We start from the raw sequence: 14,554 nt of genomic DNA, 5'->3' as shown, positions 1-14,554 counted from the left end.
AATAATTTTTATATGGAGGTATATTTATGTTTTATGATAAGGAAAAAAATAATCTTAACAAAATTGAAACACTAATTGGAGAAAATTGTAAAGTCAATGGAAATTTTTCTGGTACAGGTCTTTTAAAAGTAGATGGCATAATTGAAGGAGACATTAACTGGGAGGACGATATAATAATAGGGATTAATGGAGAGGTAAACGGTGCAATTTATTGCAATAATGCTTTTATTAACGGTGCCGTCAACGGAAATGTTAATTGTAATGATAGCTTAACCATAGAAAATCAAGGTAGGGTTAAGGGTGATATATCTATAAAAAAACTTGTTATTAATGAAAGTGGATTTTTAGATGGCAAATGCACTATGGTAACTTTAAATGAAACACCTATATTTCTACCTGAAAATTAATATATTCCGTATTAATTAAAAACACACTAACAATAGTGTGTTTTTTAATACTATTTTTCTTTGCCATGTTGTCTTAAAAATTTTCTCAATAACTCTAGTTTATAAGGCTCAATGAGCTGCATAAGTATTTTTATAATATCATAAAGTTCATCTTCTTTAAACTTCTTAGATGAATTATGTGATTTAGATTTTGATGATTTTTGTTTATTATCTGTTTTTGCCTTATTATCTGTTTTTGCCTTATTATCTACCTCTATTACATTTTCCGCATCAATAATTTCACCATTATAGTTTTCATTTAATGAATTTAAACTTAAATCATTTAAATCAAAATCCATCCCATCTAAATTCATATCATTAAAATCCATATTTCCTAGATTATTTAAAATAGAACCTATGTCTAAATCGCCAAACATATCTTCAAAATTTAAATTTTCATTTCCTCCATCCCCATTTTGATTATTAAATAAATCTCCTAGAACACTTTGAAATGCATTTATGTCATTTTCAGTTATATTTGCAAAGATGTTTTCCAATCCACTGAAAGGATTTCCATTTCCTTGATTTCTGTTAGTATTATTAACATTATTAAATAAACTACCCAAATCATTTAAATTAAAATTATTCTGTCTGCTATTATTTCCATTCCCCATAAATGTTGACATTAAATTACTTATCATATCTCCATCATAATCATTTCCGCTTCCACCTCCGCCTAGAGTAGTTAATAGCGTTAATAGACTATTTCCTAGATTTCCGCCATTAAAATTATTAGGGTTTCCACCTCTAAAATTAGGATTATTCATTTGATTCATCTGATTCATTTGATTCATAGGATTTGCTTGATTCATAGGATTCATTCGATTCATCGGGTTCATTCGATTCATTTGATTCATTCGATTCATTTGAGCATAATATTTACAATTTTCACATTCATATCTATCTCTTTTTCTACGATGTTTATGCTTTCCCACAAAATCACCTCTTTATAATTAGGAGGGCGTATTTTTTCCCTCCTATATTTAGAAACTATAGCTATAATATTTTAAAAAGCAATCCACGTTGTCACATGGACTGCTAAAAACTCTTATCTCTTTATAAACCACCCCTCCTGGGCCATGGCTTTACATTATAAATCTTCTTTCGTTAAAACCCATTAACAGCAACATCTTCTTACAACTGGAAATCTGCATCCACATTGTGAATTAAATTTACCAATAAAACCACCTCTATTAAATCCACAGAAGAAGAAAATTAGTACTAAAATCATAGCAATTCTACCTTCTATGTGCTTAGTATTTAATAGATTTCCTTGATTTAAAATTACTATTATTAGTAATATTATGCATGGGTTACATTCATTTATACTGCCACACATAGTATCAGCTCCTTTTTAGTTAGCAACAACAAATTCTTCTTGAACGTCTACGTCTTCTTCTAGAGCGTCTTCCATCTTTACCGTCACAGCAGCAATCGAATCCGAATCCTCTATTTCCAAATCCTTTACTACAACATAACCAGAAAAGGAATAACAATGTTAAAGCGTTTCTGCTAGAGTTATCATCACAATCACGTGTATTCAATAAGCATTGATTGGATAATATTAATATTATTAGTATAATAGTACATGGGTCGCAACAAAATCCTTTATTTCCCCATCCAAACATAGTTCATACCTCCATTTTAATCTAAGTTTTGTTCTAAAATTTCTATAACTTTTGCTTCATTGATAAATTTTTCCTTAGAATTTTCTATTACAGAAGATGATTAGTATTATGATTATAAACCATATGCCAGTTCCACCGAAGCCACAGCCGCCTCCGAAGCAGTTGTTTCCAAATCCCCAGCCACCGTTCCAGCCACCATTCCAGCCTCCAAAACCAAAGTTACAGCAGCATGGATCACAGCAACAGCAGCAGCAACAACAATCTTTATCTCGGTGTTTATCACGTTTACGACGTTTATGATGTTTACCATCATCACAGCAGCAACAGCACGGATCACAGCAACATGGGTCACAGCAACATGGGTCACAGCATGGGTCACAGCAAGGATCGCAACATGGGTCACAACAATTGTTTCCGAAGTTGTTAAAGAAACCATTTCCACCACAGCCACAACAGAATATTAGGAATATAATAATTATTAAGAATATTCTTCTTCCCCCGAAGAACCCCCTATCATTATGACAACTTTCTCCTTCCTCTCCTTCTGGAATGTTAATGTTTGACATTAGATTTAATAAAGAGTTGATATCCATATATTTTCTCCTCCTCTTATAGATTATTAATATATCTTTTGTATATTACATAATATGGTTTATTAAATGTTTTGACACTAATTTGTAGCTAATTTACAAATTTACTATCTTATTAGCCTTATTGAATTTTTTCTTTCGTTTTCTAATAACATACTATTAAATAATCTTAATTTCTGTTACAATAAAACTCTTTCTGTAAAGTATTAGACCCTGATATAAAACACCTTAAAAAATCACCAATTATTGTATTTTACTTTATTCTGTCAGTAGGATTTGTAAATATATAGATATACCAATTCTAAAATTAATATATGAAAAAATAATTTATTCTTTTTAGTATCATAATTAGAATTATTCAATTTACTATTTACACTTTGCAATTTACAGTTATAGAAAATATTCTCTATTTTTTAAATAATTATTTTTCAACAGTGATTATCTTAAAAATAAAAAAAGCCAACAATATTGCTGGCTTTTTTATTTAATTAAATTTATCAATAAATAAATAAATTGTAGTCATTAAATTTAAAGATAGATGAGCTATAACAGCATACCAATAACCTTTTTTGTCAATTAAATAACAAGTAACCATACTTACTGTAAATAAAACTAAAAAGGCAGTTAAGCTAAAATGTACTAAAGCAAATATTATACTAGTTATTATACTAGCTAATATAAGTCCAATTCTCTTTTTTAAAAATTTCTCAAATAGTAAATATCTAAATACAAATTCTTCTAATATGGGCGCAAATATTACAGTTGAAGGCACTGCTATAAAGAAACTTAATAAATCATAATCTGATAATATTGTAACTACTTCTTGCTCTTTCAATTGAACACCTAAATTTCTTAATATCCAACTCCATAATATTGATGCAGATATCATTATAATATATGATATAATTCCATATTTAAAAGCAGAGAATATGTCTATAGTTTTTATAGAAAATTCATATCCATAATAGTCATCTAAATTTGATTTTTTCATATGTATTATTAATATTATTACTATAATAAAAGGATATAAATTAGCTATCATCGACGGACTAATTAATACTAATAATGTATATATTAAAGTAAAAAAAATGTTTTTTACTGAAAATAATTTATAAACCCCTCTCTTATAGCTATATTCATATATAAATACAAAATAAGGTAAAAAATAAACTAGCAGTAAAATTAATATATTAACTAATAATTGCAACCTACTACCTCCTATTAAAATTAATTGATATTAGTATACTATATAATATTTTTATAAAAAATAACAGTTAATTAACTCATTTTAAGATAAGTAATTATAATTTATTTTTTATAAAAATACCTTAATCTTTTAAGAATAAAGAGTTGAGAATGAAATTCACCTTAAGTGAATTTCTTAAAATAAAATTTTTTCTAAAGAACTCCAAAGGTTTGACTGTGGAGTTTTAACCATAATTCATATCTTTAATTCACAATTTTCAATTTATGAAAATGAATTTTTATTATAGAAATTAAAATTACATATAAGTTGAAATTCCATTAAAAAATTCCATAAAATATAGGACTATACTTTAATAAAGGCATATACTTAAATTGTATATGCCTTTATTATTATATTTCTATTCCCTTAAATAATTCCTCTAAAAGATCTTCTTTTCCTTCTTTCTTTAAAGATGAGAAAAAAAGAAGCGGCTCATCTTTATCCATTTTTAAGGTTTCTCTAATTAACTTGTTGCTTTTAAAAAGTTCATTTTTAGTTAATTTGTCTTTTTTAGTAGCAACTACCACCACACCATATCCATAATGTTTTATCCATTCATACATAGATATATCATCATTTGTAGGTTTATGCCTTGAATCTACTAGTAATACAACTTTTTTAAGTTGGGGCCTATTAACTAAATATCTTTCCATCATTTGTCCCCAAGTTGCCTTTTCACTTTTAGATACTTTAGCATATCCGTAGCCAGGTAAGTCTACAAAATAAAATTCATTATTAATTATGAAGAAATTTATTAATCTAGTTTTTCCTGGTGTACCACTTACTTTAACCAGCTTTCTTCTATTGGTTAAAGTATTTATAAGTGATGATTTTCCAACATTTGAACGACCTACAAATGCAAATTCAATTCTATTGTCTGTAGGATATTGTTCTGGTTTTACTGCTGATATAGTGAATTCTGATTGCTTAATTTCCATTTTTCATCTCTCCAATTAATGCATTTTCTAATACATCATCTACGTTTTCCGCTATTATAAAGTTTAATTTGCTTTTTAAAGATTTTGGCAGTTTGTCAAGATCTTTTTTGTTATCTTTAGGTATAATAATTGTATCTATCCCCATTCTATAGGCTGCTAAACTCTTTTCTTTTAATCCACCAATTGGAAGCACTCTTCCTGTTAAAGTAACCTCTCCAGTCATAGCCACATTATGTTTAACTTTTTTATTACTTAATGCGGATACCATTGCTGTTACCATTGTTACACCTGCTGATGGTCCATCTTTAGGTACTGCACCTTCTGGTACATGTATATGAATATCTTTATCCTTGTAAAAATTATCTTCAATGTTAAAATGTTTACTATTTGCTCTTACATAACTATATCCTGCCTTAGCAGATTCTTTCATTACATCACCCAATTGTCCTGTTAATTGAAGTTTACCATTTCCCTCCATAACAGTTACCTCTACAGGCAATGTATCTCCGCCATATCCAGTCCATGCAAGTCAAGTTACAACACCTATTTTATCTTCTCTATCTAAATCATCATAACTATAAATTTCTGGTCCTAAATACTTTCTAACATAACTTGTAGTTATAGCTACCTTTTTCTTATCCTTTTCTACCATTTCAGTAATAGCTTTTCTTATAACAGAAGATATTTTTCTTTCTAAATTTCTAACTCCTGATTCTCTTGTATAATTCTCTACTATATTTCTTATGGCAGAATCATATATTTTAATTTGGCCTTCTTCCATGTTATGCTCTTTTAATAGTTTAGGAATTAAATGATCTTTAGCAATAAAAAATTTCTCATCTGGTGTATATCCTGTTACTTCTATTATTTCCATTCTATCTAATAATGGTCTAGATATAGTATCTAAAGAGTTTGCTGTTGTTATAAATAAAACTTTTGATAAATCGAAATCTAGTTCTAAGTAGTGATCTCTAAAAGTTGAATTTTGTTCACTGTCTAAAACTTCAAGCAGTGCATCTGCAAGGCTTCCTCTGTGATCTGCACCCATTTTATCAATCTCATCCAATAAAAATAATGGATTTTTATATCCTGCTTCTTTCATACCATTTATAATTCTACCCGGTATTGCACCTACGTAAGTCTTTCTATGTCCTCTTATCTCAGCTTCATCTTTAACTCCACCTAAACTCATTCTTACAAACTTACGTCCTAGCGCATTAGCCACAGATTTAGCAATAGAAGTTTTTCCTACTCCTGGTGGTCCTACAAGACAAAGTATAGGACCTTTTAAAGTTCTACTTAGCTTTCTTACTGCTAGATACTCAATTATTCTTTCTTTAACATCTTCAAGTCCATAATGCTCATCATTTAAGACTTTTCTAGCATTCTTTATATCTAAATTGTCTTTAGTTAGCTTGTTCCATGGAAGCTCTAATACCCAATCCAGATAATTTTTTATAACTACTGCTTCCTGTGTATGAACTCCGCTACTCTTTAATCTATTTAGTTCATAAATTGCTTTTTCTTTAACTTCTTTAGGCAACTTATTTTTATTAATCTTTTCTTCGTATTCTCTTATTTCTCTACTTTCTTCGTCTTCTTCACCTAATTCTTCTTGTATTACTTTTAGTTGCTCCCTTAAATAATATTCCTTCTGAACCTTTCCAATTTTGCTCTTAATTTTAGTTCCTATTTTCTTTTCTAGTGTAACAACTTCAATTTCGTTTTCTATAAATATAAGGAGCTTTTCTAAACGCTCTTTAACATCTATAGCTTCTAAAAGTTCTTGTTTCTTATTTTGCTTTAACATCATATAAGAACCTATAGTGTCACAAAATCTACCATAGTCTTCTTCATCTTCTAAATCTATCAGAACTTCTGAACTCATGTCACCTATAAGTTCTAAATATCTATCAAAAGCTTCTTCTATAGATGTTACATATGCCATACATTCACTATCATTTTCATATTGTATGTCTTTAATTATTTCAACCTCAGAATAAATTGAATCTTCTTCATCTATATAGTTTACTATTCTTGCTCTTGATAATCCCTCCACTAGAACTCTCATGTAGTTTCCTGGCAATTTAACAAACTGTTTTATATTGCACACAGTTCCAACCTTGTATATATCTTTTTCTTCTGGTTCTTCAACCTTAGCATCTTTTTGAGAAACTAAAAATATTTTTTGATCCTTTGACATTGCTTCTTCAAGGGCAAGAATTGATTTTTCTCTTCCCACATCAAAATGTAAAACCATATATGGAAAGATATTTACCCCTCTTAGAGGAATTAAAGGAAGCTTTTTAATATTATTCTCCATTTTTCTCCCCTCATTTCTATAATTAATAAAATGATTTCTTTAATTTATTTAAAAAAGTATATAGCTAGACTTATATATTATACCTATAAAAAGAAGTTTTTTCAATTAATAATAATCATGAAATTAATTTAGGCTATGTATTTAATACATAGCCTAATATTTACATATCTGCAGACTGAGCTGTAAGAATATCTACTCCATTTTCCACTGGAATATTTACAACATTCTCTTTGATTAAAGCTTCTTTTATTACTTCTTCTATATTGGTTACTGCAACAATTTTTACGCCTTCTATATCTTTAAAACTTTCTTGCCAGTTTTCTTTTGGTATTATTACTTTTGTAACTCCTGCTTTCTTAGCTGCATGTATTTTAGCATTTACTCCACCAATCGGCTTAACATCACCATGAATAGAAATCTCTCCTGTCATAGCAACTTTATTATCTATAGCTACCCCTGTTATAGCGCTATAGAGAGCAGTTGTTATACTAATACCTGCTGAAGGTCCATCTACTGGCGAACCTCCTGGAAAGTTTACGTGTATATCATACTTATCAGTATCTATGTTAAAAAATCTTTCTAGTACTGTTAAAACATTTTCTACAGAACATCTAGCAGTACTCTTCCTTTTTATTTTTTTATTATGACCACTGATTTCTTCTTCTTCTACAATTCCAGTAATTTTAATTTTTCCTTTTCTTAAATTTACTGCTCTAGCGCTAGCTTCTATTTCCATTACAGAACCTATATTTGCTCCATACACTGCTAATCCATTTACAAAACCAACTTGAGGACTTTCCTTTATTTTCTTATTTGGTCTTGGACTGTATTGGCCATTCTCAATAACCCATTCTATATCACTTACTGTTACAGTATCTCTATTTTCATTAATAGCGATTCCTGAAGCTAACTGTATTAAGTTAACCGCATCTCTTCCATTAGTAGAATATAATCCTACTAATTCACAAGCTTTTTCTTCAAGTAATAAGCCTATTTTTTTCATAGCGTTATTTGCTATTATTTCTATTTCTTCTGGTTGCAAAGCTCTAAAGAAAATTTCTACACATCTTGACCTAATAGCCGGTACTATTTCTTCAGGGCTTCTAGTTGTAGCACCTATCAACCTAAAGTCTGCTGGTAATCCATTGTCAAATATTTCTTTTATATAACTAGGCATATTTTGATCTTCTGAATTATAATATGCACTGTCTAAAAATACTTTTCTATCTTCTAAAACTTTTAATAACTTATTCATTTCTATAGGATGTAACTCTCCTATTTCATCTATAAATAATACACCTCCGTGCGCTTTAGTAACAGCACCTGGCTTTGGTTGAGGAACACCTGCAACTCCTAATGGTCCAGCCCCCTGATATATAGGATCATGTACCGAACCTATAAGTGGGTCAGCTATCCCTCTTTCATCAAATCTAATAGTTGTAGCATCTATTTCTACAAATTTGGCTTCTTCTTTAAAAGGAGATGTTTTTCTTCTTTTAGCATCTTCAAGAACTAGTCTTGCAGCTGCAGTTTTTCCTACTCCTGGAGGTCCATAAATAATTACATGCTGTGGATTAGGACCACAAATAGCCGCCTGAAGTGCTTTAATTCCTTTTTCTTGACCTATTATTTCCTCAAAGCTACTAGGTCTACTTTTTTCCGTTAAAGGCATAGATAATGATATGCTTTTCATTTTTTTTAATTTATCTATTTCTTTTTGATTTTCTTTGTTAATTACAACCTTATTGCTTTGTTGACCCTTTAAAGCATTAAAAAAGTATAACCCTATTATAATTGTAAAAACCATTTGTATTCCCATAGTAAAGAATAATAATTTATCGCTCATAAATAATTTAGCTTAGATTCTATAAAATTAAGCTAATCCTCCTTTCATTAGATAAATTTTCCATATAACTTTTAAACATATTACTATTCTTTACAATTACACAATTTTCTATTCCATAATGTAATAAAAAACATTCAAAATCATAAAAATATAAGTAGTTTCTTATATAAACTTTAAATACTATAATAAATATAAGATTATAATTAGCTTTTCTATTATTTAATAAAATATTTACTAACCCTTATGTAAAATTTCTAGATTTCAATTTTACTAGAATTTCAAAATATAACTTTAAAAAGCTTATATCAATGTTAAAAATAAAAAGTTTAGTCCTAAAATAAAATTATTTTAGGACTAAACTTTTTATATTTTGTATTATAAACTTTAAATAAAAGCTTCAATAAGTTTTAACTTGAGGTACGTTATCCTGTATTAAGCTGGTTCTGAACCTCTTTTAACTTTATTTTTAGCTTCTAATTTTAATGGAGCTCTTTTTCCACTTTCAGCTATTACGAATTGAGGTTTTTTATCTTTCACTGACTCTTCAGTAATAATAACTTTTTCTATTTCTTCTCTTGAAGGAACTTCAAACATAATATCTTTCATAGTTTCTTCTATAATAGCTCTTAATCCTCTAGCTCCAGTGTTTCTTTTAATAGCTTCTTTAGCAATTGCTCTCAATGCAGCTTCATCAAAATCTAATTGTACATTATCCATTTCGAATAATTTTTTATATTGCTTAACAAGAGCGTTTTTAGGCTCACTTAATATATTAACTAAAGCATTTTCATCTAAAGCCTCTAATGTAACAACTATTGGTAATCTTCCAACAAACTCCGGAATTAAACCAAATTTTAATAAGTCACCAGGCATTATTTCTTTTAATAATGCTCCTATATCTATATTTTCCTTAGATTGAACTTTAGCTCCAAATCCCATAGAAGATTTTTGTGTTCTTCTAGTTATTATTTTTTCTAAGCCATCAAAAGCTCCTCCACAGATAAATAATATATTTGAGGTATTAATTTGAATAAACTCTTGATGCGGATGCTTTCTTCCACCTTGTGGCGGTACTGATGAAACAGTTCCTTCTAATATTTTTAGCAATGCTTGTTGTACGCCCTCGCCAGATACGTCACGTGTAATAGAAGGATTTTCTGACTTTCTTGCTATCTTATCTATTTCATCTATATATATAATACCCTTTTCTGCTCTTTCAATATCGTAATCAGAATTTTGAATTAATTTAAGTAATATATTTTCTACATCTTCTCCAACATATCCTGCCTCTGTTAAAGTAGTAGCGTCTGCAATAGCAAATGGTACATTTAACATTTTAGCCAAAGTTTGAGCAAGAAGGGTTTTACCTGAACCTGTTGGTCCTAGAAGTAATATATTACTCTTTTGAAGTTCAACATCACCTTCACTTACATTTGAACTAATTCTTTTGTAATGATTATATACTGCAACAGCTAAAGATTTTTTTGCATTGTCCTGCCCAACTACATATTGGTCAAGATATTTTTTAATCTCGTCTGGTTTTGGTAGTGTTTCCATGTCAATTTGAATATCATCTTCTTTTTCATCTATGATGATTTCAGAACATAATTCTATGCATTCATCACATATATAAACACCTGGACCAGCTATTAGTCTTCTAACCTGTTCCTCGCTTTTACCACAGAAGGAACATTTGAACTTTTTCTTTTCATCATTTCTTGGCATGTCTACACCTCTCTAACTGCTATTTCTTCTTAAATTCATAAACCTCATCGATTAATCCATACTCTTTAGCTTCCTCTGCAGTCATGAAATAATCTCTCTCCACATCACTTTGAATTTTTTCAAGTGACTGACCTGTATTTTCACTTAATATTTTATTTAAAGTTTCTTTCGTTCTCAATATTCTTTTTGCATGAATATCTATATCAGTTGCCTGGCCTTTAAATCCACCTAGTGGCTGGTGTATCATTATTTCACTATTTGGAAGAGCAAAACGCTTTCCTTTTGTTCCAGCAGATAATAAAAATGCTCCCATTGAAGCTGCCATACCAGTACAAATTGTTGATACATCTGGCTTTATATAATTCATGGTATCGTATATAGCCATACCATCTGTAATTGAGCCTCCTGGACTATTTATATATAAATGTATGTCCTTATCTGGATCTTCTGACTCTAAAAATAATAATTGAGCTACAACTAAACTAGCGGTTGTAGGATTAACTTCTTCGCTTAAAAATATTATTCTATCTTTTAAAAGTCTAGAATAAATATCGTAAGATCTTTCACCTTTATTAGTTTGCTCTATAACCATTGGTACTAAACTCATACAACATCCTCCTTTTTATATATTATAAATTATAGCACAAAACTTCTACTATTTAAGTTTATCCTTATAATTTAACTTTAATCCTATATATTTAAAATTAATTGCCAGATTGCTCTGGCAATTAATTCTTTTAAACACGTTTTATTATAAAATTTAGATAGCTTTACTACTTTCAACTAACATATCTTTAACTTTTTCAGTAGTAACTTGAAGTTGTAAATACTCTTTTTGAGAATTTATTAATAAATCAGCAGTTTTATCTGCCTCTGAAGCTCCATAATACATTTCAGCCATTTGTTTAGCTTTAGCTTTAACTTCTTCTTCAGTTGCTGTTATATTTTCTACTTCTGCTATTTTATCCATAACGATTTCTGTTTTAACTTTATTTGTAGCAACTTCTTTCATTTGTTGTCTAAAGCTTTCTTCACTTGTATTTGTAAATTGATAGTATGTTTGAATATCTAGTCCTTGATATTGTAATCTAGTTTCTAAATCTTTTAACATTCCATCTATTTCTCTATTTATCATAACTTCTGGAATATCAATTTTAGCATTAGCTACTGCTGCATTTATAACAGCTTCTTCATATTCTTTTTTTACTCTTATTTCATTTGCTTCCTCTAAATTAGCTTTTATATCATTTCTATACTCTTCTAATGTTTCAAATTCAGAAACTTCTTTAGCAAATTCATCATCTATAGCAGGTAATTCTTTCACCTTAACAGTTTTAATTTTCACTTCAAATTTAGCTGGTTTTCCATTTAATTCTTCTCTTCCATATTGCTCTGGGAAAGTTACATTAACTTCTTTAAAGTCACCAGCTTTTAAACCTATTAATTGTTCTTCAAAATTGTCTATAAATGTACCTGAACCTATCTCTAATTCATAATCAGTTCCTTCTCCGCCTTCAAAAGCAACATCACCTGTAAATCCTTTAAAGTCAATAACAGCTATATCACCTTTTTCTATAACTTTATCTTCTTTAACCTCAATTCTTGCATTTCTATATTGAGCTTCTTTTAATTTATTTTCAACATCTTCATCAGTCACATTATATTCATTTTTCTTAACTTCTAAAGCTTTGTACTCACCAAGTTCAACTTCTGGCATAACTGTTATCTCAGCAGTATATATGAACTCTTTTCCTTCTCCAATTTGAACTATATCTATTGATGGATAATCAATTGGATTTATGTTATTTTCTTCTAACGCTTTTGGATATGTATCTCTATATATCATGTCTATAGCGTCTTCAAATAATACTCCTTCGCCATAATATTTTTTTACTATATTAAGTGGAGCTTTACCCTTTCTAAATCCTGGTATGTTAAATTTCTTAGCATTTTTAGCAAAAGATTTCTTTAAAGCTTCATTAAATTTTTCAGCTTCAACGATTATTTCTAGTTTTACAACGTTTTTTTCTAGTTTTTCCATTTTAACGTTCATTGTTTTCTTCCTCCTAATATCATAAATGAATATTAACCTAATAGATTATACCATACTTTCTTAATAATTACATAGATTAATTGTCATTTTTTTAATAACGCTAAATCCTAATATTGCGAATAATAAAACTGGCATCTATTAATACATCTTACTCTAAAATATATAAATTGACATTACAAAATAATATAAATTGTAGAGTTTGTTTCAAATTATACAATAAATTCATATAAAATTACAAGTAAATTTACAAACTTTCCTATTAATAAGTTATATTTCCTTCGCCGTTTAAATAATTCACCTTACCATCTATATTAATAATTAATCCTTTTTCTTCAATTTTTCCAAATTTAATATCTTTACCTGTTAAATTATAATAAGCGATATGTTCTAAATTTTGTAACTTTATCATCCATACATATTGATTTTTTTCCTCATTTATCCACGGTAAATAACTTATATATGCAATATTTTTTTCATCTATAAATTTGGGATTACCACTCCATAGATATCCTGGGTTATATTGAAGTACAGACTCTTTAGAAAAAACTTCATTTTCTGTAGATATATATTCTTTTTTTGTTATTTCCTTTAAATCGCCATTTACATTCATCAAGAAAATTCTTTGTTCTTTTTTTTCTTCAAAAACAGCCTGTTTTCCTGAGGGACTAATATCACTGGTAGTATTTTCAGCATTGCTAATAGATATAATTTTCTTATCATTGTCTTTATTCTCTATAACAACTTTTACAGTAGCATTATCATTTAATTTAATTTCTTTTTCTTCTTGTGTTGTCTTTGGCTTATTAACTTCTTCTTTTTTTAAATTTTCTTCTTTATTCTCTTCTTGGCTTTTATTATCTATTTTATCTTTATTATCTTCCTTATTATTATTCGTAGTAGTTTCTGATTTTTCATTTTTATTATCTTTATCTTTACTATCTTTATTTAATATTGCAGTGTTTTTTATATTTAATAAGCTTTGTTTTATTGGCGAGCTAAATACTATAACTATAACAGCTGCAATACAAGTTAAAATTAGCATTATATATCTTCTTCTTCTTTTTCTCATCTGTTTTTCGTAATCCTTACTAAACATGCTAGGCTTTCTTCTTCCCACTTGTCTTCCCTCCATACTCAGTATAATTGCATTAAATAAAATAGAATATTATTTTTAAAGCATACTTTCAAATAGTTATTTAATTCTACTCATTCTATTATAACTCATTTTTAATGGAATTAGTATTTTTTTATTTATTTACTGTAACTTATTATTACACATATTAGATAAAGAGTACAAATAACAATATAATATATAAATTATTACAGTTTAATTACTGTTTTTAATTAATTCTTACTTTTGTTTTTATCACTTTTTTTACCCTCTCAAAACTGTATTAGTCAAAATCAAAAACAGATGTGTTTTTATATGTAATACACTATTAATTTTTTTATTTTTTCTTCATTCACATTTTATAATTATACTGCTTTTTTTTCAGTTTTCTTTATCAAAAATGACATATTTTGAATTTTATATTTCAGCATCACCATATAAATGCTTTAGTATACGTTATCATGAATGAAAAATAGTAATTATTGATTAAGTCTAAATATTCTGAAAATATAAAAATCTATTGAATTAGTTCTGTATTAGTAATACAATTATAACACAAGGTGAAATAATTATTAATTACAAATAAAGACTATTGAATAAATTTATATTTAACCTTATGCTGTTATAGTTAAATATAAGAACTGTTTT

12 protein-coding genes and 1 pseudogene are annotated in these 14,554 nt (G+C 28.2%); 1 reads left to right on the top strand and 12 read right to left on the bottom strand.

Features of this window, described 5'->3' with window-relative positions; genetic code table 11:
• Nucleotides 1–26: 26 nt before the first annotated feature.
• The gene (locus ACY1IQ_RS15545) at nt 27–407 is read left to right on the top strand and encodes a bactofilin family protein (RefSeq protein ID WP_461614821.1); all 381 of its coding nucleotides are present in this window, start codon (nt 27–29) and stop codon (nt 405–407) included.
• Between the two features lie 50 nt (nt 408–457).
• Here the strand turns inward: ACY1IQ_RS15545 and ACY1IQ_RS15540 are convergent, their stop codons facing one another.
• The 12 genes and pseudogenes from ACY1IQ_RS15540 to ACY1IQ_RS15485 form a co-directional block, all read right to left on the bottom strand.
• Nucleotides 458–1,381, bottom strand: a complete 924-nt coding sequence (locus ACY1IQ_RS15540) for a hypothetical protein (protein WP_461614820.1) — start codon at nt 1,379–1,381, stop codon at nt 458–460.
• 182 nt (nt 1,382–1,563) lie between these two features.
• Complete coding sequence (locus ACY1IQ_RS15535; protein WP_461614819.1) at nt 1,564–1,785, bottom strand: hypothetical protein; 222 nt, start codon at nt 1,783–1,785, stop codon at nt 1,564–1,566.
• 19 nt (nt 1,786–1,804) lie between these two features.
• The gene (locus ACY1IQ_RS15530) at nt 1,805–2,074 is read right to left on the bottom strand and encodes a hypothetical protein (RefSeq protein ID WP_461614818.1); all 270 of its coding nucleotides are present in this window, start codon (nt 2,072–2,074) and stop codon (nt 1,805–1,807) included.
• A 74-nt stretch (nt 2,075–2,148) separates the two neighbouring features.
• Nucleotides 2,149–2,667 (bottom strand): hypothetical protein, encoded by a 519-nt coding sequence (locus tag ACY1IQ_RS15525; protein WP_461614817.1) that lies wholly within the window; start codon nt 2,665–2,667, stop codon nt 2,149–2,151.
• A gap of 481 nt (nt 2,668–3,148) precedes the next feature.
• Nucleotides 3,149–3,655, bottom strand: a complete 507-nt coding sequence (locus ACY1IQ_RS15520) for a lysostaphin resistance A-like protein (protein ID WP_461614816.1) — start codon at nt 3,653–3,655, stop codon at nt 3,149–3,151.
• Nucleotides 3,656–4,260: 605 nt separating this feature from the next.
• Nucleotides 4,261–4,848, bottom strand: a complete 588-nt coding sequence (gene yihA, locus ACY1IQ_RS15515) for a ribosome biogenesis GTP-binding protein YihA/YsxC (RefSeq protein ID WP_461614815.1) — start codon at nt 4,846–4,848, stop codon at nt 4,261–4,263.
• A pseudogene (gene lon, locus ACY1IQ_RS15510) lies at nt 4,838–7,171 on the bottom strand (endopeptidase La). The gene yihA and the pseudogene lon overlap by 11 nt, the downstream one beginning before the upstream one ends.
• A gap of 160 nt (nt 7,172–7,331) precedes the next feature.
• On the bottom strand, nt 7,332–9,017 hold the full coding sequence (gene lonB / locus ACY1IQ_RS15505; RefSeq protein ID WP_461614814.1) for an ATP-dependent protease LonB: 1,686 nt from the start codon (nt 9,015–9,017) through the stop codon (nt 7,332–7,334).
• A gap of 432 nt (nt 9,018–9,449) precedes the next feature.
• A complete protein-coding gene (gene clpX, locus ACY1IQ_RS15500; protein WP_461614813.1) occupies nt 9,450–10,742 on the bottom strand; it encodes an ATP-dependent Clp protease ATP-binding subunit ClpX in 1,293 nt (430 codons plus the stop codon).
• Nucleotides 10,743–10,761: 19 nt separating this feature from the next.
• Nucleotides 10,762–11,349, bottom strand: coding sequence for an ATP-dependent Clp endopeptidase proteolytic subunit ClpP (gene clpP, locus ACY1IQ_RS15495; RefSeq protein WP_461614812.1), 588 nt, complete (start codon nt 11,347–11,349; stop codon nt 10,762–10,764).
• Nucleotides 11,350–11,502: 153 nt separating this feature from the next.
• The gene (gene tig / locus ACY1IQ_RS15490) at nt 11,503–12,795 is read right to left on the bottom strand and encodes a trigger factor (RefSeq protein WP_461614811.1); all 1,293 of its coding nucleotides are present in this window, start codon (nt 12,793–12,795) and stop codon (nt 11,503–11,505) included.
• Between the two features lie 259 nt (nt 12,796–13,054).
• Nucleotides 13,055–13,912: a hypothetical protein gene (locus ACY1IQ_RS15485; RefSeq protein ID WP_461614810.1), complete on the bottom strand. Its 858-nt coding sequence runs from the start codon at nt 13,910–13,912 to the stop codon at nt 13,055–13,057.
• Between the last annotated feature and the right edge of the window lie 642 nt (nt 13,913–14,554).

The organism is Clostridium sp. Marseille-QA1073, from assembly GCF_054863625.1.
Note: the sequence above shows the minus strand (reverse complement) of the source record. Positions and strands in the feature narration are given on the sequence as shown.